We start from the raw sequence: 20,620 nt of genomic DNA, 5'->3' as shown, positions 1-20,620 counted from the left end.
CACCATACCAATTGGTGACCACCGAACAGGTCGTCGCCTCACCGCCGCCTGGGCTTTCCCCCCTGCCGTTTTTGCTGGCTCCTTTCCTGCCGCCCGCGTGCATTCTGCGCCTGCAGCATCTTGTCGACTTCGAACGAGGTGGCGCGGGCGAGGTCGATGGCGGCTTCGCCGTCGGGGAAGTGCTTGGGCATGCGGTAGCTGAGCCAGGCGTAGGCGGAGTAGAGCTTGCAGGCATCCTCGGCGGCTTGCAGCGGGTAGCGGCTGTGCTGGTAGCGCTGTTCTTCGAGCCCGCTGACCTTGCCCTGCGCGAGGTTCTTGGCCCAGCTGGCGAGGGCGTCGTTGAGGCGCGGGATGCGCGTGGAGATGGGCACCAGCGACAGCAGCAGGCGGTCGGCCAGCGACAACGGCAGGGCGTCGAGCCAGGCGGCGCGCTCGACCTGGTCGGCCAGGTTGGTGGGCATGAAGAATTCGTCGTTGACGTCGATGTTCTTCGCGAACAGCAGCAGCAGCTTTTCGAGCCGGGGCTCGCCGGTGGCGGCCATGATCTGGTTCAGGTGATCCATGCTCGGCGCGACGCGGAAGCCGCTGTCGCGCAGCGGGTCGATCTTGGCCTTGAGCAGCTTGCGCAGCATCTTGTGGGTGTTGTCGTCGTAGCCGGCGACGAAGCCTTCCTCGTGCAGGCCGAAGCGGCCGGCACGGCCGGCGATCTGCTGGGCGAGCCAGGCTTCGATGACATCCTGCTCCTGGCCGTCGAATTTCTCGGCGGTGGTGAAGATGATGCGCGAGATGGGCATGTTGAGGCCCATGCCGATGGCGTCGGTGCCGACCAGCACCTCGGCCTCGCCCTCACGGAAGCGCTTGGCCTGGGCGCGGCGCACCTCGGGTGAGAGGTTGCCGTAGACGGTGGCGACCGACAGGCCGGCGGCGGTGATCTGGTCGCGCCAGTAGAGTACGTCCTTGCGCGAGAAGGCGATCACCGCGTCGCCCTTTTTCAGGGCCTTGACGCTGCGCAGCGGCTGGGCTTCGACGGTGAGCGGCGATTTGCGCGAGAGCTCGGTGATCTCGAGCGGGCAGTTGAGCCGTGTGGCAAGCGCCTCGATGGCGGGGCGGGCGTTGAGCGCGCCGACCAGGTACACCGTTTCGGCCGGTGCGCCGCACACGGCGGCGGTCCAGGCCGAGCCGCGGTCGGGGTCGTCGAGCATCTGGATTTCGTCGATCACCGCGACTTCGACGCGGCGATGGGTGTCGAGCATCTCGATGGTGCTGGCGATGTGCGTGGCGCCCTCGGTGAGCCGGCGTTCCTCTCCGGTGACGAGGCTGACCTTGACGCCCTGCTCGTCGAGCCGCTCGTAGTTTTCGAGCGCCAGCAGCCGCAGCGGGGCGAGGTAGACGCCGCTGGCGGCCTTGGCCAGCGCTTCCATCGCGCGGTGGGTTTTGCCCGAGTTGGTCGGGCCCAGCACGGCGATGAAGCGGCGCGGCATCTGCCGCGCGGTGGTGAAGGTCTCGGGGTAGAAGGCGAGCTTGAGCGCGGATTGCGTGAGCGCCGTGCTTTCTTCCTCGCGCGCCTTGATGCCGGCCTCGATGATGCGGTCTTCGATCACCTGGAAGCGCTGGCTGGCCAGGTGCAAGTCGCTGACCAGCGCGCCAAAGAAGCGCGTCGCCTCGACGCCGTGCTTGTCCGCCAGCAGCATGGCCTTGAGCACGAAGGCATGCACCTCGCGGCGGAAGGTCTCGACGCTGTCGCCATGGACGCGCGACTGCACCAGCGCGAGCTGGGCTTCGGGCGTCAGCTTCTGCCATTTGCCGGTCTTGGCCAGCGTGCCCTGGGCGGGGATCAGCTGGTAGCGTACAGTGCGGCCGCCGGCATCGATCTTGCCGCCGAGCGAGACGGCGAGGGTGCCGTCGACGCGGATCAGGCGGGCGTTGTAAAGGCCGAGATGGCGCTCGAGATCGGCTGCGGCATTCGGGTTGGGGGCGGGGGGATGCTTGGCGTTCAGGGGGGAGGCTTTCGAGTGGGCCGCGCGGGCGGCGGGTGGAAATACAGGCGATGCGCCAGCATACCGCCTCGCCCGGCTCGCCGGAAGCCCTCGCCAGCCATGCGCCGTGTGCTATGTTGAGGCTAGGCGGGCAGGCTATGTCCGCGCTACACGGCCGACCATGAGCGAACACAAACAGAACAACATCGACGTCGATCAGCTGGAGCCGCTATTGCGGCACACCCTCGAGCGGGGCTTTCCGTGGCTGCGTTTTCCGCCGGCGCTCGAGGCCTGGTTCCAGCAGGTGGGGGCGGCCGCGCGGGGGCGCCATTTCCAGATGGCCGGCTTCATCGGCCTGCTGGTCTACAACCTGTTCAACATCACCGACCGCGAGATGCTGCCCGATGCCTACCATGCAGCGTGGCTGATCCGGCTCGGCATCGCCACGCCGCTGGCGATGCTCGGCCTGCTGTCGCTTGGTGCGCCAGCGCTGCTGCGCCATCGCGAGCTGATCGCGAGCCTCGTCACGCTGACGGTCAACCTGAGCGTCATCGTGATCTGGGAGCAGAGCCGCCATCCCTACGTGGTGTTCTATCACACCGGGCTGTTCCTGGCGGTGATGTACGGCATCATCGTCACGCGGCTCGGTTTCTGGTACGCCTGTGCGGTGTCGTGGATCACGTTTGCCTGCGCGGCCTACGCGATCTCGCAGCTCGAGGCGCTGCCGCCGACGCTGATGCTCAACGAGAACGTGGTGCTGTTCTCCGGCATCCTGATCAGCCTGGCCGCCAGCTACCTGATCGAGCGCGAGCAGCGGCGCGGCTTTCTGCTGCTCGCCTTGCAGCATATCGACAAGCGCAAGCTCGAACGCGCGAATGCCGAGCTGTCGCGGCAATCCACCGTCGATGGGCTCACCGGGCTCGCCAACCGCCGCCATTTCGACGAGCGCATGGCCGCCGAGTGGCGCCTGGCGCAGCGCGAGGGCAAGCCGCTGGCGCTGGTCTTCCTCGATGTCGACCACTTCAAGCGCTACAACGACCACTACGGCCACCAGGCCGGCGATGTCTGCCTGCAGCGCGTGGCCCAGGGCATGATGGCCAGCGTGCACCGGGCGCACGACCTGTGCGCGCGCTACGGCGGCGAGGAATACATGGCGTTGCTGCCGGACACCACGCTCGACGACGCCCTGGCGGTGGCCGAGCGCATCCGCAGCCAGGTCGCCGCGCTGCAGTTGCCGCATGCGGACTCGCCGACGGCGCCGTATGTGACCATCAGCCTGGGCGTCAGCGCCGGCCTGCCGGCGGCCTATGACAGCCCGCAGGCCTTGATCGAGCTGGCCGACCAGGCGCTCTACCGGGCCAAGTCGGGCGGGCGCAACCGCGTCGAAGCGAGCAATGGCTGACACCCGGCGCGCGGGCCGGGTGCCGGTCTGGTTGGGGTTGACTGCCTGAGCCGCCAGTAGCGCTTACTTGGCTGCCGGGCACAGTGCGCCGGTGTTCGGGGCCGTGACCTTGGGTGCGGCCAGGTTCGACGAGCACAGCACCCCGCCGACGACCAGCGCCGCGCCGATGAAATGGGTGGCGAGCACCGGCTGGCCGAGCGCCACGCCAATCAGCGTGGCGAAGATCGGCACCAGGTTCATGAACACGGCGGCCTTGCCCGCGCCGATCTGGCGCACTGCATCGTTCCACCAGAGGTAGGAGAGTGCCGAGCCGAGCAGGCTCATCACCAGCAGCGCGCCGACCACGCCGAGCGGCGGCACGGTGAAGAAGTCGCTCACTGCTTCCTGTGCGAACAGGCTCATGAACACGCCACCGAGCACGATGGTGGCGGTGGTCACCTGCAGCGGCGCCAGGCCCTTGATGAAGCGGCGCGGGATGGTCGAATAGACCGCCCAGGCCACGCTGGCGAGGAACACCAGCAGGTCGCCCGTGGTGAAATCGAGCGCCAGCAAGGCCGCCAGCGAGCCATGGCTGACCACGACGGCAACCCCGGCCAGCGCGAGGCCGAGCCCCAGCAGCTGGCGCCCGCCGATTGCCTCGCGGTGCAGCAGCGCCGACAGCATCGCCGTCAGCGCCGGGCTCAGCGCGATGATCAGCGAGCCGTTGACCGGCGACGTCAGGCGCAGGCCGTAGAACAGCGCGATGTTGAAGCCGCCGATGCCGACGATGGCCATCGCCAGCAGCGGCAGCGCGTTGCGCCGCAGCCCGGCCCAGTCGATGCCCTCGCGCCAGTGGAGCAGCGGCGCCAGCACGGCCCCGGCCAGCAGGAAGCGCCAGCCGCCGATCGATACCGGCGACATGAAGGCGACCGAGTATTTGCCGAGATGGAACATCATGGCCCAGAAGAAGGTGGTCAGCCCCAGTTGCAGCAGGACGAGAGAATTTCCCATGGTCTGGCTCCTTGTTTGTATCAGGCTCCGAGTATAATTTTCTGAAATTGGAATATCTCTAGCAGCAATAGCAAAATCGTTTTTTAAATATGAAAAATGCTTCGGCCCTCGACTGGAACGACCTCAAGTACTTTCTCGCCGTGGCGCGCAGCGGCGGGCTCACGCCGGCTGCCGCCGAGCTGGCGGCCAGCCCGTCCACCGTGTCGCGCCACATCAACGCGATGGAGGCGCGGCTCGGCGCCCGGCTGTTCCTGCGCCAGCAAAGCGGCTACCAGCTGACCGACCAGGGCAGCGCGCTGTTCGAGCACGTGGCGGAAGTCGAGCGTGCGATGCTGGCCGTCGAGCGCCGCGGCGGGCAGCTCGGCGCCGCCGAGGAGGCCGCCGGCCTGGTGCGCCTCGCGACCTCGGAGATGCTGGCCAATTCGCTGCTGGCGCCGAACCTGTGCGAGTTCGCGCGTGCAGGTGGAGCTGATTGCCGGCCGCACGCTGGCCGACCTGTCGCGGCGCGAGGCCGATCTGGCATTGCGTATCGTCGACCCGAAACGCGTCGAGCACCCGCCCGACTACATCGCGCACCACCTGGGCGCCATGCCCTTCGCGCTGTACGGCGAGCGCGGCCTGCTTGCTGCCAGCGGCGACTGGCGCACGCTGCAGTACATCTCCTGGGACGAATCATGGTTGCACAGCCCGCGCGGCCAGTGGCTGGCGACGCTGTTTCCGGGCCGGCAGCCGGTATTGCGTGCCAACACCATGCAGGCCCAACTCGCGGCCACCCGCTCGGGCCTCGGGGTGGCGATGCTGGCGTGCTACGTGGGGGATGCCGACCCGGTGCTGCAACGCATCGGCGCGGCCGAAGCACCGCTCGAGCGCGACCTGTGGCTGGTCTACCACCGCGACCTGAAGGCCAGCCGGCGCGTGCAGGTGATGCGCGATTTCGTGCAGACGCTGGTGCAGCGCCATGTGCTGGCGGGCCAGCCGCCCGGCTGAAGCCTGGCTACGGCGCCACCGTGTCATTCGTGCGATGGGCGTGATCGGGCGGGGAAGGGGCGAGCACCGCATCCGCCAGCGCGGCCGATGTCCTGCCCCGCCGCCGGTAGCGGCCTCAGCCGGGTGCGGCGGCGGGCGGCACGAACACGCAATAGCGGTTGCGCCCGCCCTGCTTGGCCTGATACAGCGCCTGGTCGGCCTGCTTGATCAGGCTGTCGGGCGTCAGCGCCGGCGTCAAGCGCGTCAAGCTAATGCCGATGCTGACGCTAACGTGGCCGTGCCTCGATTTGGCATGCGCCATGCCTAGCGCGGCGATGCCATCGAGGCAGGCGCGCGCCACCTGTTCCGCCTCGCCGGGGTGGGGGTCGGCCAGCAGGATGGCGAATTCCTCGCCGCCATAGCGCGCGACGAAATCGGTGCCGCGGCTCGCCGATTCCGCCAACGTCCGCGCCACGCTGCGGATGCAGTTGTCGCCTTCGACGTGGCCGTAATGGTCGTTGTACTGCTTGAAGTAGTCGATGTCGATCATCAGCAGCGCGATCGGCCGCCCCGTGCGTAGCGCGCGCCGCCATTCGCTGTCGAGGTGCTCGTCGAAGGAGCGGCGGTTGGCGATGCCGGTGAGGCCGTCCTTCATGCTCATCTGGCGCAGCTGCTCGGTGCGCTGGTGCACCTTGTCTTCGAGGCTGTCGTAGAGGCGCGCGTTGACGAGCGAGATGGCTGCCTGCGAGCTCAGCATCTCCAGCGTCTTCTGGTGTTTGGCGGTGAAGGCGTTCTCGAACAGGTCGTTTTCGAGGTAGAGCACGGCCACCAGCTTGCCCTGTGCGACGATGGGCAGGCACATGATCGACTTCGGCCGATGCTGTCCGAGGTAGTGGTTGCGCGAGAAGCGCTCGTCCTCGGCCGGCTGGTTCAGCAGCAGCGTCTCCTGCGTGCGCTGCACGTAGTGGATGATGGCGTCGGGCAGCGGTGGGTCGGGCGTGTCGCAGGCCTCGTCCAGCGGCCGGTTCACGCGCTGGTAATTGACCTGAAAGCCGCGTGCCATCTCGCCCATCACCTCGACGATGAGCTTGTCCTCATCGCCGAGCACGATGGCGCCACGCTCCGCCCCGGCGTTTTCGAGCACCACGCCCATCATCTGGCGCAGCAGCGATTCGAGCTGGATTTCGCTGGCCAGCAGCTGGTTGGCCTTAAGGATGGATTGCAGGTCGAGCATGTCGTTCTGCTCGGAGATGCGCCGGCTGCTGCGGCTCCTGCTCGATGTCGTGCGCAGCTTCTCGCCGACGCGGAACACCACGCCGGGCCAGGCCGCTTCGAGCGCCGCGCACTTGGCCTGCGCGCCCCACGACTGGTAGTGGTAATACGCCTCCTGGATGAAGCTGGCCGCCAGCTGCTTTTGCTGGCGGGTGAGCCAGAAGCGCGCATAGAGCTCGTTGGCGAGTGCTTCACAGGCCAGGTAGCCGGCCTGCTTCGCCGCGTCGATGGCCTCTGTGTAGCGGGCCATCGCGGTGTCGGGCGCGCCCTCCACGCGGGCGATCTCGGCCGCCAGCAACAGTTGCTTGTGTTCGAAGTTGTCGCGACAGCCCTGCGCCCAGCCGGAAAATTGATTGCAGGCCGCGTGGGCCTCGGCCAGCTGCTGCTCGGCGTTGTCGCCCGGCCAGCGCAACTGGCCGAGCGCGCGGTAGAACGTGGCTTCCACCATCGACGGGCTGTCCGGCAGGCAGGCGGCGACGATGGGCAGCCTGTCCGCGGCCGACTGCCAGCCGTCGTGGTCGTCCAGCAGGTAGGTGTGGCGCAGCATCGCGCTGCTGTACAGCGCGAGGTGGATCGACGGTGTGGCGTAATCGCCGTTGAAGAAGCCCGTGCTGCTGACCGCCTCGCTGTCGAACGATAGCGGCGCCAGTGTCTTGCCCTGCAGCGCGAGCACGGGCTGCAGCACGCCGTAGCGCAGCATGTTCTCGGTGTTCGGCTGGTGGCTCTGCTGCAGGAATTTCAGGCCCTGCTCGCATTCGGGTGCCAGCTCGGGCAGCGGGACGCCGTAGACGAACTTGTTGACCGAGCGCAGCAAGGCGCAGTAGCCGGCCGCCAGCGGGTTGATCCCTTGCTGGCCCCACTCCAGCCCGCGTTCGAGGAAAGCGAAGGACTGCCTGAGCGGCGTGCCCCAGTGCTGGTAGAAGGCCTGGAAGTACTGGTAGATGGTCAGCCGGAAATACTTGTTGTCGCGCTGTTCCGCCATCGCCTGCGCCAGCTGCCCCATGCGGTAACACTCGGGATAGGGCTTGCCCATCGCCGACATTGCCGTGACATAGGCCACGTAGCCTATGCTGCTGAGATCGCCCTGGCCGTGCCGGAGCGTCGTCTGCACCAGCTTGCAGGCATCGACGGCGAACGAGGCGAAACGGCCGCTCTGGTAGGTGGCATAGGACAGCGCGAAATAGATGCGCATCTCCAGCAGGTGCTCGGGCCGGCTCATCTCGCCGGCATGCAGCAGCTCGTCATGGCTGAACGGCGCCAGCAGCGCTTCTGTCCGGGCGAACTCCTGCGGGAACAGCGGCCCGGCGTCTTCCTCCGATGCCGGAAAATCGCCGCCGAGCAGCCCGAGCGCGAACAGCAGCACCGGGAAGGATTCGGCGAAGCGCCCCTGGATCAGGTATTGCTCGGCCTGCACCAGGCTGATCGTGACGCGCGCGATCACGTCGTCGGTGGCGGCGATGGCCTGCGGGTACAGTGCCTCGGCGTGCTCGAAGTTGCCGGCCAGGTATTCGGCCTCGGCCAGCTCCTGGTACAGCGACAAGGTCTGCGCGGGCGCGGCCTGCCAGGCATTATCGGCCAGCAGGGCCCTGGCCTGGCGTAGCAGCGTGCCGGCCGTTGCATAGGCCGATGCGCCCTTGGCCTTGATGCCGCCGCGCAGGTTCAGCGCCAGCAGGTGCGCGCGCTCGGCGGGGTCGTCGATCAGGCTCACGGCCTGATTGAGCGGCTCGAGGATGGTGAACAGCTGCTCGTCCAGCTGCTCGGGCGGGGTGTGGGCCAGCAGCAGGCGGCCGGTTTCGAGCTGCAGCGCTGCCCGCTCGCTCTCCGGCGTGAGGCTGTGGGCGGCCTGTTGCACGCGGTCATGAAGAAAGCGGTAGCGCGACCGGGCGAGCCTTTCCGGCATCTGGTCGAACTTGTAATCCTCGTCGAGCGGCACCACCAGCCCAGCCTGCAGCGCCGGCCACAGCAGCGCGGCGGTGGCGCCGGCATCGTGCCGGCTGACCAGCGCCAGCTGGCGCATGTCGAAGCTGCCGCCGAGATGCGCCGCCAGCGACAGCAGCGATTGCGCGCCAAGGTCGAGCTGGCGCAGCTTGTCCAGCATCAGCTCGACCACGTTGTCGGTCATCTCGCGCCGGCGGATGTCGGCCATGTCCCATTGCCAGGCACCGGCATCGCGGTCGTAGCGGATCGCCCCGCCGTCGTGCAGCGCAAGCAGGAACTGGTTCAGGAAGAACGGGTTGCCCTGCGTCTTTTCCATGCACAGCGCGGCGAGCGGCGCCACGTGGGCGGGCGTGTCGCGCAGCGTGTCGGCGATCAGCTGTTCGACGTGTTCGAGCCGCAGGTTGTCGAGGCGCAGCTGGTGCAGCACGCCCTGCACCTGCCCGATCGCAGTGATCGCGGCCCGCAGCGGGTGGCCGTCGCCGACCTCGTTGTCGCGGTAGGCGCCGACGATCAGCAGACTGCGTTCGTGGTCGTCGGCGACCAGCTGCTGCACCAGCTTCAGCGTCGACTGGTCGGCCCATTGCAGGTCGTCGAGGAACAGCAGCAGCGGCTGTTCGCGCGAGGCGAGGGCGTCGATCAGGTGGCGGAAGGCGATATGGAAGCGGTTTTCCAGCTCGGCCGCCGGCAGCGGCTGCAAGGGCGCCGGCTCACCGATGATCTGGGCCAGGCTGGGCAGGATCGCCGTCACGGCGGCGGCATGGTCGCCCAGGGCCCGTGCGAGCCGCTGCTGCCAGTAGGCCAGGCGCGCGCCGCCCTCGCTCGTCAGGGTGCTGATCAGCGGCTGGAAGGCCTGGATCAGGCCGGCATAGGGCTGGTTGCGGCGGTACTGATCGCACTTGCCGCGGATGAAATAGCCGCGCCGCGCCACCACGGGCTTGTGCAGCAGGTTGACGAGGCTGGTCTTGCCGATGCCGGAATAGCCGCTGACCAGCAGCAGCTCGGCCCGGCCGCGGCTGGTGCGTTCGAACGCGGCCAGTATCGCGGTGCACTCGGCCTCGCGGCCGTAGAGCTTGTGCGACACGCAGAAGCGCTCGGGAACATCCGCCGCCGCCAGCGTGAACGGCTCGATGCGGCGCTGCGTCTGCCACTGCGTCAGGCAATGCTGCAGATCGTGCATGAGGCCATGGCTGCTCTGGTAGCGGTCGTCGGGGTACTTGGCGAGCAGCTTCTGCACGACGTCGGACAGCGGGCGTGGAATGGCCGGGTCGGCCTCGTGCAGCGGTGTCGGCAGCAGCGCCAGGTGGGCGTGCAGCAGCGCCGCCGTGTCGTCGGAGACGAACGGCCGCGTGCCGAGGAACAGCTCGTACAGCGTCACGCCCATCGAATAGAAGTCGCTGCGGTAATCGACCTCGAGATTGGTGCGGCCGGTCTGCTCGGGCGAGATGTATTCGAGCGTACCGCGCGGGTAGCTGTCCGGCGCCTGGCGGGGCTCGCGGTCGAGCCGCGTGGACATGCCGAAATCGCAGAGCTTGACGCGCAGCGTGGCGGTGTCGACGAGCACGTTCTTGGCCGAGATGTCGCAGTGGATCAGCCCGTGGCGATGCACGTCGCTGAGCGCGCAGGCCAGCTGGATCGCGATGCGGATGCGTTCGGCGAACGACAGCCGGTTGTGCGCGGCCAGCTGCGACAGGTTGGTGGCGGAGAACGATTCGAGCGCCAGCACCTGGATGTTGTCGACCTGCCGCAGGCCGTAGGTCTTGATCACCCAGTCGGAGTCGATGCGCTTCAGCACCTCGTGCTCATGCTGCCAGCGTGCGCGCAGTTCGAGCGAGGGGTGCGGGGTGTTGTGGTACTTGAGCACCACCGGCTCGCCCGCTTCGTCCTCGGCCTGGGCGATCACGGTCTCGTCGATGGAATAGATCACATCCCTGATGGTGTATCCGGCCAGCTTCATCTGTCCCTGCCCATGCTATCCAGTGTCAAGGCAACGTCGTCGCGGGGTAGTTACGCGCGTTGCCATATTTTTGATTTATGAGTATGGATGGTAACGCAAGGAAATACACTGCGCCCGGCTGATGGCGATGGCGGACGGCCCGCCGCGCGCCATCGTGGGTTTTTGCCATATTGCGATTCGGCCCGCTGCGCATGCTGCCGGCTTGCCCTCGGCGGCCGCTGCCGCGATACTGATGGATATATTTCCAGCCCGCCTCAGTGGATGCCTGATCATGCCGGCGCTGCCCAACCCTTTCTACTACCTCGACAACTTCCGCACGGTGCTGGCCTGGCTCGCCGGGCGTTACGACGACCTGTTGAGCGACGACGAGCGCCGTTTCGTCGCGGGCTTCGGTGCGCTGCCGGCTGTCTCGCAGGCCTTGCTGGTGCGCATGGTGATGCGCAAGGGCGAGCTGTTTCGCGCGAGCAAGCTGCGTTACGCCGAGATCGGCGATGCGGGGGCCGCCGCCGTGCCGCTGGTCGAGGCCGGCTGGCTCGATGCGCAGCCGGAGCTGACGCTGCCGCAGCTGTTCGGGCTCTTCACGCTGGGCGAGCTGGCTGAGGTGTTTGGCACGGTGGCCCGCGGCGCGCGCAAGGCCGAGCTGCTGGCGCGGCTGGCTCCCGAGCACGTTGCTGCGCGCCGCTTGGCCGACTGGTGGCCCACCGCTGGCGACACGGTATACTGCGTCAGCGTCGATGCGCTGTGCGAGCGGCTCAGGCTGATGTTCTTCGGCAATCTGCGGCAGGCGTGGTCGGAGTTCGTGCTGGCCGATCTCGGCATTTACCGCTACGAACCGGTGCCGCTGGCGCCATCGTCGCGCGGCTTTCAGACACGGCAGGACATCGACGACTACCTGCATCTCCACCGCTGCCGCGAGCGGCTGGCGCAGGGTGAGGCGCCCGAGGCGCTGTTCGCCGACATCCCCGCCACAGCGCTGGACAACGCCTGGCTCGAAGCACGCCGTGCCCGGCTGTTGTTCCAGCTCGCCCAGCAGCATGAAAAGGCCCGTGCGTGGCCGGCGGCGCTGGCGCTTTACCAGGCTATCCGCCACCCCGGCGCGCGCGGACGGGCGATCCGCATGCTCGAACGCTGTGAACGCTACGCCGACGCCTTGGCACTGGCCGAGGCTGCCGCGCTGGCTCCCGAGAGCGAGGCGGAGAGCCAGCAGCTGGGCCGCATCATGCCGCGGCTGCGGCGCCAGCTCGGGCTCGCGCGGCTGCCGGCGCCGGCCAGCGCGGCGATCGGGCAGTTCGAGCTGAGCCTGCCGCAGCCGGCGCCCGGCGTGCCGGTCGAGCAGGCCGTGCTCGCGCACCTGCGCCGGCCCGAGGCGCCGGTGCACTATGTCGAGAATACGCTGATCAACTCGCTGTTCGGGCTCCTGTGCTGGGATGCGATCTTCGCGCCCGTGCCCGGCGCCTTCTTCCACCCTTTCCACAGCGGCCCGGCCGACCTGCTCGCGGCAGATTTCGCGGCGCGGCGGGTGGCGCAGTTCGATGCCTGCTTTGCGCTGCTCGACAGCGGGGCCTACCGCGAGGTGATCCGCCAGCGCTACCGCGACAAATTCAACACCCAGTCGCCCTTCGTCTACTGGGGCGTGCTTGATGAGGCGCTACTGGCGCTGGCGCTCGATTGCCTGCCGGCCAGCCATCTGCGCCTGTATTTCCGCCGCCTCATGGCCGACATCGGCACCAACCGCGCCGGCCTGCCGGACCTGATCCAGTTCTGGCCCGCCGAGCGGCGCTATCGGCTGGTCGAGGTCAAGGGCCCGGGCGACCGGCTGCAGGACAACCAGATCCGCTGGCTGCACTATTGCATCGAACATGGCATGCCGGTATCGGTGTGCTACGTGCAATGGGCGGATGCCGCGCCATGAGCCATGTGGTCGCGGTGCGTGAGCTGTGCGAGTTTGTCGCCAAACGCGGCGACCTCGACCTACGCTTCACCCCGGCCCCTACCGCACAGGAAGGCATCATGGGCCATCAACTGGTGGCGGCGCGCCGTGGCGCGGGCTATCAGGCCGAGGTGCCGCTCAGCAGCGACTATGGCCCGCTGCAGGTGCGCGGCCGCTGCGATGGCTATGATCCGGCGCGCCGGCGGCTGGAGGAGGTGAAGACCCACCGCGGCCGGCTCGATGCCATCCCTGACAACCACCGCCAGCTGCACTGGGCCCAGGCCAAGGTCTACGGCTGGCTGCTGTGCCGGCAGCTGGGGCTCGACGAGATCACGCTGGCGCTGGTGTATTTCGACATCGGCAGCCAGAAGGAGAGCGTCCTCGAAGTGCTGCACACGGCCGAGTCGCTGCGCGCGTTTTTCGAGCAGAGCTGTCAGGCCTTCCTGCAGTGGGCCCTGCAGCAGGCGGCCCACCGTGCCGCGCGCGACGCGGCGCTGACGGCGCTGCGCTTCCCACACGAGACATTCCGCCTCGGCCAGCGGCAACTGGCCGAGGCGGTGTACAAGGCGGCCAGCACTGGCCGCTGCCTGATGGCGCAGGCGCCCACCGGCATCGGCAAGACCGTCGGCACGCTGTTTCCGCTGCTCAAGGCGATGCCGGCGCAGGCGCTGGACAAGGTGTTCTTTCTCGCCGCCAAGACGCCGGGCCGCCGGCTGGCGCTCGATGCGCTGGGCCGGCTGGCGGCCGGCGAGCCGCGCCCGCCGCTGCGCGTGCTCGAACTGGTGGCGCGCGACAAGGCCTGCGAACACCCGGACAAGGCCTGCCACGGCGAATCCTGCCCCTTGGCACGCGGCTTCTACGACCGGCTGCCGGCCGCGCGCCAGGCGGCCGTGTGCGGCGCGGGCCCGATGCTCGACCAGGCCACGCTGCGCGACATCGCGCTGGCCCACGCGGTCTGCCCCTACTACCTGAGCCAGGACCTGGCGCGCTGGGCCGACGTGGTGGTGGGCGACTACAACTACTATTTTGATCTCGGCGGGCTGCTCTACGCGCTCACCCTCGATGGCCAGTGGCGCATCGGCGTGCTCGTCGACGAGGCGCACAACCTGGTCGAGCGGGCGCGCAAGATGTACAGCGCCGAGCTCGACCAGGCGGCGCTGCGCCAGCTGCGGCACAGCGCGCCCGAGCCGCTGAAGAAGCCGCTCGACAAGCTCTGGCGCCGCTGGGCGGAGCTGGCGCGGGCACAGGCGGAGGACTACCAGGTCTACCCGAGCGCGCCGGAAACGCTGCTCACCGCGCTGATGCAGGCCACCAGCGCGATCACCGACTTTCTGGCCGAGCACCCGGCCCATACCGACGCGGCACTGCAGCAGTTCTATTTCGACGCACTGCATTTCTCGCGCATGGCCGAGTTGTTCGACCTGCACTCGCTGTTCGATATCAGCAAGGCAGATGCACCGCATGGCCGCAGCCACGCCACGCTGTGCCTGAGAAACCTGATCCCTGCGCCTTTCCTTGCCCGGCGCTTCGCCGACGCGCGCTCGACCGTGCTGTTCTCGGCCACGCTGAGCCCGCCGCGCTATTACCAGGACCTGCTCGGCCTGCCCGACGCTACCGTCTGGATCGACGTCGATTCGCCGTTCCGCGCCGAGCAGCTGGCAGTACACATCAGCCGCCGCATCTCGACGCGCTACCCGCACCGCGCCGCCTCGGCCGGGCCGATCTGCGAGCTGATGACCGCGCAATACACGCGCCAGCCGGGCAACTATCTTGCCTATTTCAGCAGCTTCGACTACCTGCAGCGGGTGCTGGCTCAGTTCACCGAGCGCTACCCGCAGATCCCGGTCTGGGCGCAGTCGCGCGGCATGCCCGAGGCCGAGCGCGAGCAGTTTCTCGCGCGCTTCACCGAGGGCGGCCAGGGCATCGCCTTTGCCGTGCTCGGCGGCGCTTTCGGCGAGGGTATCGACCTGCCCGGCGAGCGGCTGATCGGCGCCTTTGTCGCCACGCTCGGCCTGCCGCAGGTCAACCCGGTCAACGAGCAGATCAGGCTGCGCATGGAGGCTGTGTTCGGTGCCGGCTACGACTACACCTACCTGTATCCGGGCCTGCAGAAGGTGGTGCAGGCGGCGGGGAGGGTGATCCGCACCCCCAGCGATCGCGGCGTGGTGTGGCTGATGGACGACCGCTTTGCCCAGCGCCGTGTGGCGGCCTTGCTGCCGCGCTGGTGGTCGGTCAGCACCGAGCCGGGAGCCGGGGCGTAGCCGCCCGGCCCGCGCTGCCCGTCACGAGACTTGCGCTTTGTCGTCCTGGGCGCACCGAAACGGTAGGCGTCGCCTGCATCCGCGTCAGGCGCGAAACTGGCGGCGTGCCGTCATGGCAGAAGGGGTGCCTGGTATTGCCGTGGCAGGTGACTGGTGACGAAGGCCTGCACCTGGTCCGCCGGCAGGGGCTTGCTGAACAGATAACCCTGCACCGTGTTGCAGGCGATGCTGCTCAGATAGCGCAGCTGCTCGACGGTTTCCACGCCTTCGGCGACGACGTTCAGGCCCATGCGGTGGGCCAGGTAGATGATGATCTCGCACAGCACGGCATCGTTGCTGTCGTGGCAGACGTCCGTGACGAAGGAGCGGTCGATCTTCAGCGTGTGGATCGGAAACTGCTTGAGATAGGACAGCGACGAGTAGCCGGTACCGAAATCGTCGATCGAGATGGTGACGCCGAGCTGGACCAGCTTGCGCATCAGCGCGATGGCCTTGTCGGGCGACGACATCGCACTCGATTCGGTGATCTCGAGGTCGAGCCGCGAGGCGGGCAGGCCGGTGGCCGCCAGCAGCGACTGGATGTACTGGATCAGGTTGTCGTCCTCGAAGTGCGAGGCGCTGATGTTGACCGACACGCTGACCGCCTCCATACCCGCCTGCTGCCAGGCCTTGAGCTGGTGGCAGGCGCGGCGCAGCACCCAGCGGTCGATCTGCGGGATCAGCCCGGTCTGTTCTGCCACCGGGATGAAGCTCGCCGGCGGCACCATGCCCTTTTGCGGGTGTTGCCAGCGGATCAACGCCTCCAGGCCGACCACGCGGCCGGATGCCAGCTCGACCTTCGGCTGGTAATGCAGCACCAGCTGCTCGTGTTCGAGCGCGGTACGCAGTTCGGATTCCAGCGTCAGGCGCTGGAGTAGCGCGGCATCCATGCCCGCATCGTGAAACTGGTAGCGCCCCTTGCCGATGGACTTGGCATGATCGAGCGCCAGGTCGCAGTGCTGGATCAACTCGGTATGGTCGGCTGCATCGTCGGGATAGACGCAGATGCCGATGCTGGCGGTGCAGGCGACCTCCAGGCCGTGGATCAGGTAGGGCACCGTCAGGCTGCGCAGGATTTCCTCCGCCAGGGCGGCAATGTCGGCCTGCTGATCGAGCTGGGTGAACACCGCGACGAATTCGTCGCCGCTCTGCCGCGTGACGAAGCCGCGGCCCCGCGCCAGCTCCTTCAGCCGGTTGGCGACCTGGATCAGCAACAGATCGCCGTAATGATGGCCGCGGATATCGTTGATGTACCTGAAGTTGTCGAGGTCGATCATCATCACTGCGTGGCGCTGTGCGCCCGCCGTGCTGTCCTCGGTCACCTGGGCGAGCTGCTTGCGCAGGCTGATCTGGTTCGGCAGCCCGGTCAGCGTGTCGTAGTGAGCCAGATAGTCGAGTTGCGCGGCGGCAGCCTTGCGCTCGGAGATGTTGATCAAGCTGGCGCGCAACAGCCGCCGGTCGTCGGGTGGCATCGCCACCAGGCGGACCTCGACGGGGATGTCGGCGCCGCCGGGCGTGCGGACCAGGCGCTCGAACACCACCTCCTCACCCGCCAGCGCGCGCTGGACGTGTTCCTCTATGGTCTCCCCGAGCGAGCGCTGGCCTGGCTGCTCTGGCGCATACATGACGGCAGGCGAGTGGCCGAGCAGCGCCGCCCGCGGCAGGCCGCTGAGCTGCTCCACCTTGCTGTTGACCTGCACGATGCAGTCCTGGTCGACATCGAACAGGAGAATTGCCTCCGGCGCGCGCTCGATCATCGTGCGCAGCCTTGCCTCGCTGGCGCCGAGCTCGCGCGTCCGCGCCTCGATCTCGGCCTCGAGCCGGCTGCTCAGCCGGTGCAGCAGCAGATGGGTGCGCACGCGGGCAAACAGCTCTTCGTGCTGGAACGGCTTGGTGATGTAATCGACCGCGCCTAGCGCGAAACCCTGCACCTTGTCCTCGGATGCGCCGCCGGCGCTCAGGAAGATCACCGGGATGTCGCGGGTTGTCGGGTCAGCCTTGAGCCGGCGACAGGTCTCGTAGCCATCGATGCCGGGCATGCGGATGTCGAGCAGGATCAACTCGGGAGGGTTGAGCGCGGCCGCGCGCAGCGCCAGCTCGCCGCTCTGCGCGGCGCGCACGGTGTAGCCTTCCGCCTTCAGCGTGTCGGCGAGCAGTTTGAGCGAGGCCAGCGTATCGTCGACGATCAGGATGATGCCGTGCTCGCTCATGATGGCGCCCCTGTCTGCAGAGATTGCAGCGCATCGAGGATGGCCGCGTAGTCGAGTTTGTTGGCGTGGTAGGCGAGCAGGCTGCCCAGTGCCGGCGCCGTCTGCGCGATGTCGGCGATGGCGTACCCGATTTCGTCCGCGTCGAGCGCGACCAGCGCGTTTTCGAGCGACTGGCGCCGGGCGGGCGACAGCGCTGCCAGCGGCTCGGCGAGCGAGCCCGCCGGCGGCGAGGCGGCCGTTGATGCCTCGCGGTACTCGTAGCGCACGCCGAGGAGCCGCGCCAGGCAGTCATGGATGTCGCGCGCATGGTAGGGCTTGCTGATGAAATCGTCGGTGCCGGCAGCGAGTATCTCGTCGCGCTGCTCGATGAAGGCCGAGGCGGTGACGGCAACGATCCTGACGGCCTCGCCGCCCGGCAGCCGGCGGATCTGCCGCGTGGCTTCGAGGCCATCGAGCACCGGCATGCGCTGGTCCATCCAGATCAGCTGCGGGTGCCACTGCAGGAACACGTCGATGGCCTCGGCGCCGTTGCCGGCCGTGCGCACCTCGAAGCCGGCCCGGGACAGCAGCGTTTCGAGCAGCAGCCGGTTGTCCGCCTGATCCTCGACCACCAGCACGCGCCATGGCGGCTGCCCCGGCGCCAGGCGCACCACCTCGCGCGGGTCGTCGGCCGGCGGCGGCAGTGGCGCCGCTTCCGCCTGGCCGACATCGACCTCGACATGGAAGGTCGAGCCCAGGCCGGGCGAGCTCGTCGCGCTGATCTGCCCGTTCATCATGTGCGCGAACTCCTGGCTGATGGCGAGCCCCAGGCCCGAGCCACTGCGTGACGCCTGGCGCCCGCCTTGCACGAAGGGCTCGAAGATGTGGGCGAGGTCGTCGGCGCGGATGCCCATGCCGCTATCCTCCACGTCGATAAGCAGGCGGATGTCGGCGCCGGTGGGCCGGGTGGCGAGCCGCAGGATGATGCCGCCCTCGTGCGTGTGGCGCAGCGCGTTGCCGAGCAGGTTGACGATGATCTGCCGCAGTTTGCCCTCGTCGCCGCGCACGGTGTGCGGCACGCCGGGCGCGAGTTCGAGCGACAGGCGCAACCCTTTCTCCTGCGCCTGCGCGCTCAGCATGTCGGTGACGTCGCGCACCAGGCCCGCCAGGTCGAAGGGCTCGATACGCAGCTCCACGCGGCCCGATTCGATCTTCGACATGTCGAGCACGTTGTTGATCAGCGTCAGCAGGTGTTCGCCGCTCTTGTTGATGATGGCCAGCTTCTCGCGCTGTGCGTCGCTGATGTCGTCGTCCCGCTGCAGCAGGCCGGAGAAGCCCAGGATCGCGTTCATCGGCGTGCGCAGCTCGTGGCTCATATTGGCCAGGAAGGCACTCTTGGCGCGGCTCGATGCCTGTGCGCGGTCGACCGCGACCGACAGCGCGGCGGTGCGCTCGCCGACCAGCTCCTCGAGGTGCCTGCGGTGCTGGATCAGCTCCTGCTCGGCCAGCTTGGCCGCGGTGATGTCGTAGTTGACGCCGACCATGCGCATGGCCTTGCCCTCTGCGTCGCGGATGGTCTGCGCGATCGCCCTGATGTGGTGGATCGAGCCGTCCTGCCAGCGAATCCTGAACTCGGTGTCGTATTCGCGCTCGCCCGCCAGCGCGGCCGCGCTGTCGGCCAGTGCCTGCACGCGGTCCTCGGGCAGCAGGCTGTTCGACCAGGCCTCGAAGGTGCCGCTGAAGCCATCGTCGCCGACACCGTACAGCTTGCGCATCGAGTCGTCCCACATCAGCTGGTTGCGCGCCACGTCCCAGTCCCAGATGCCCATCTGCGCCGCCCGCGTGGCCAGCTGCAGGCGCTCCTCGCTGGAGCGGGCCCGCTCGTCGCTTTGCCGCAGCTCGGCCTCGCGCTGCTTGCGCATATTGACCTCGCCGATCATCTCGTCGAACGAGCCCTGCAGCCGTTTCGCCATCTCGTTGAAGGCCTGGGCCAGCGCATCCAGCTCCTCGATGCGGCTGCCGCTGGCGCGCTGCGACAGGTCGCCCATGGCCAGTGCGTGGCTGGCGCGCGAGAGGCGGCGCAGCGGGCCGGTGACCAGCGTGGACAGCAGCCCGGCGACGCTCACCGCGATGGCGAGGGCAAAGGCGATCATCATCGCCGCCCGGCTGTTGCCTTGGAACACGCCCTCCAGGTAATAGGAGGCGGGGATGGCGGTGATCAGCATCCAGTCGGTGTGGTGCCTGTCCTTGTCCTCGTATGGCGTGGCCTGCACCAGCCAGGTCTCGCGCGCCAGCGGCTTGGCGGTGACTACGTCCATGCGGAACTGCAGCTCCCGCTGCAACTGGCCCTGGCTGCCGATGCGCGCCCTCAGCGCGTGATACACCGCCACCACCACCGGGTCGGCGCTGTCCCGCGCCTGGCGCGACTGGGGCACGGCGACGGCCGGCTCGCGTGACGAGGCGATCAGCTTGCCCGCGGCGTCGAGGATGAAGGCATGGCCGTGGCGGGCCAGCTCCAGGTCGTGCAGCAGGCTGCGGATGCCGGCGATGTTCTGGTCGCCGCTGCCGCCGGCGTGCTCTTCGAGAAAATCATCGAGCTGCAGGTTGATGTTGTCGGCGACCTCATGGTGCAGGCGGCTGGCCAGCTTCTCCGAGCTGTGCTCGGCACTTTTCAGCGTCAGGTAGGCCGTCGCGCCCACCACTGCCAGCATCAGCAGCATGAAGGGGGCCGCCAGCATGATGCGCACCGGCAGGCCGCCCTTGGCCGCCGTGCCCTGGGCCGGTGTCTGGCCGTCGCCGCTGCTCCACAACAGGCGGTGGTGGCCGAGCTTCCATTCGCTCGCATGGTGCGGGATGTCGGCCCAGAACAGGCTGAGCTTTCTGGTCAGCGGCAGCGCGCCCAGCATGACGAGCGGTACCAGTGCCCAGGTGATGGCGAGGGTAAAGAACAGCGCCGGCGTGATGGCGCGGTAGGAAATCTCGGTGGTGAATTTCTCGGAGCAGATATAACCCCATTGCTGCGGATCGAGCATCATCTCGATGGCGACGAACACGAGATACCAGAGCCAGGTATGCAGGCGGCGGAAGTCCGGGTTCTTGCCGATGAACTGGTACAGCAACCAGAAGAAGGCGCGCGAGGTGAAGTAGCCGAAAAACCAGTTGTGGATGAAATCCGGCGGCACGCCCTCGATCATGTCCGACAGCATATAGGCCGGCGGCGCCGCCAGCAGCGCGGGGTAGCCGAACAGCAGCAGGCACACGCAGACCACCAGGTCCTTCAGCGACTCGAAGGTCTGCGCGCCTTCCACCAGTACGATGCTGGCGCCGATCCAGCCTGCCAGCGGGATCAGCACGAAGGTCAGCGTGGCGCTCCACAGCGCGCGCGCATCCCATGTCTGGCGCGCCCTGGCCAGCCCCCAGCCGTTGCCGGGACGGAAGGTGAAACCGGCAAACGCGAAGACGGCGACGATCAGCCCGATCACATAGCTGAAACGGCCCCATACCTCCAGCACCGGCAGCGGAATGGCGCGGAAGACGGACTCGATCCAGTGGATCGCTGCGATCATCGCGTTCACGCGCGGCCCCTGGCCCCTGGCCCTGGCCCGGCCGTGGCGTGGCCCGCGGCGAGCGCCGGCTCAGCAGCGCTGCGATGGCCCTGGCGTGGGGGCGGCGGTACAGGGCAGGCGGCGGTGGCGAGCCTCAC

At 68.1% G+C, this 20,620-nt stretch carries 9 protein-coding genes and 1 pseudogene; 5 read left to right on the top strand and 5 right to left on the bottom strand.

The window, feature by feature from the left end:
• Positions 1–38: 38 nt before the first annotated feature.
• Positions 39–1,763, bottom strand: coding sequence for a helicase-related protein (locus tag ABWL39_RS15055; RefSeq protein ID WP_367792875.1), 1,725 nt, complete (start codon positions 1,761–1,763; stop codon positions 39–41).
• A gap of 394 nt (positions 1,764–2,157) precedes the next feature.
• Between ABWL39_RS15055 and ABWL39_RS15050 the strand changes: the two genes are divergently transcribed.
• A complete protein-coding gene (locus ABWL39_RS15050) occupies positions 2,158–3,378 on the top strand; it encodes a GGDEF domain-containing protein (protein ID WP_367792872.1) in 1,221 nt (406 codons plus the stop codon).
• 63 nt (positions 3,379–3,441) lie between these two features.
• Here ABWL39_RS15050 and ABWL39_RS15045 read toward each other — a convergent pair whose 3' ends face one another.
• The gene (locus ABWL39_RS15045) at positions 3,442–4,368 is read right to left on the bottom strand and encodes a DMT family transporter (protein WP_367792869.1); all 927 of its coding nucleotides are present in this window, start codon (positions 4,366–4,368) and stop codon (positions 3,442–3,444) included.
• Positions 4,369–4,457: 89 nt separating this feature from the next.
• Between ABWL39_RS15045 and ABWL39_RS15040 the strand changes: the two are divergent.
• Together ABWL39_RS15040 and ABWL39_RS15035 are read left to right on the top strand one after the other, a co-directional pair.
• A pseudogene (locus ABWL39_RS15040) lies at positions 4,458–4,598 on the top strand (LysR family transcriptional regulator); the annotation flags it as partial.
• Between the two features lie 232 nt (positions 4,599–4,830).
• Positions 4,831–5,355, top strand: coding sequence for a LysR substrate-binding domain-containing protein (locus ABWL39_RS15035; RefSeq protein WP_367792866.1), 525 nt, complete (start codon positions 4,831–4,833; stop codon positions 5,353–5,355).
• Between the two features lie 115 nt (positions 5,356–5,470).
• Here ABWL39_RS15035 and ABWL39_RS15030 read toward each other — a convergent pair whose 3' ends face one another.
• Positions 5,471–10,498, bottom strand: a complete 5,028-nt coding sequence (locus ABWL39_RS15030) for a diguanylate cyclase (RefSeq protein ID WP_367792864.1) — start codon at positions 10,496–10,498, stop codon at positions 5,471–5,473.
• Positions 10,499–10,769: 271 nt separating this feature from the next.
• On the opposite strand from ABWL39_RS15030, the gene ABWL39_RS15025 reads away from it, so the two are divergent.
• Entirely contained in the window at positions 10,770–12,410 is a 1,641-nt protein-coding gene (locus tag ABWL39_RS15025; protein WP_367792861.1) for a VRR-NUC domain-containing protein, read from the top strand.
• A complete protein-coding gene (locus tag ABWL39_RS15020; protein WP_367792858.1) occupies positions 12,407–14,689 on the top strand; it encodes an ATP-dependent DNA helicase in 2,283 nt (760 codons plus the stop codon). Before ABWL39_RS15025 ends, ABWL39_RS15020 begins: the two co-directional genes overlap by 4 nt.
• Before the next feature lie 110 nt (positions 14,690–14,799).
• On the opposite strand, the gene ABWL39_RS15015 is transcribed toward ABWL39_RS15020, so the two are convergent.
• Both ABWL39_RS15015 and ABWL39_RS15010 read right to left on the bottom strand, forming a co-directional pair.
• Positions 14,800–16,938: a putative bifunctional diguanylate cyclase/phosphodiesterase gene (locus ABWL39_RS15015; RefSeq protein WP_367792854.1), complete on the bottom strand. Its 2,139-nt coding sequence runs from the start codon at positions 16,936–16,938 to the stop codon at positions 14,800–14,802.
• A complete protein-coding gene (locus ABWL39_RS15010) occupies positions 16,935–20,483 on the bottom strand; it encodes an ATP-binding protein (RefSeq protein WP_367792938.1) in 3,549 nt (1,182 codons plus the stop codon). Before ABWL39_RS15010 ends, ABWL39_RS15015 begins: the two co-directional genes overlap by 4 nt.
• Between the last annotated feature and the right edge of the window lie 137 nt (positions 20,484–20,620).

Origin of the sequence: Chitinivorax sp. PXF-14 (assembly GCF_040812015.1) — a bacterium.
Classification (GTDB): domain Bacteria; phylum Pseudomonadota; class Gammaproteobacteria; order Burkholderiales; family SCOH01; genus JBFNXJ01.
The sequence above is the reverse complement of the archived record's forward strand: the minus strand, read 5'-3'. Positions and strand labels throughout refer to the sequence as shown.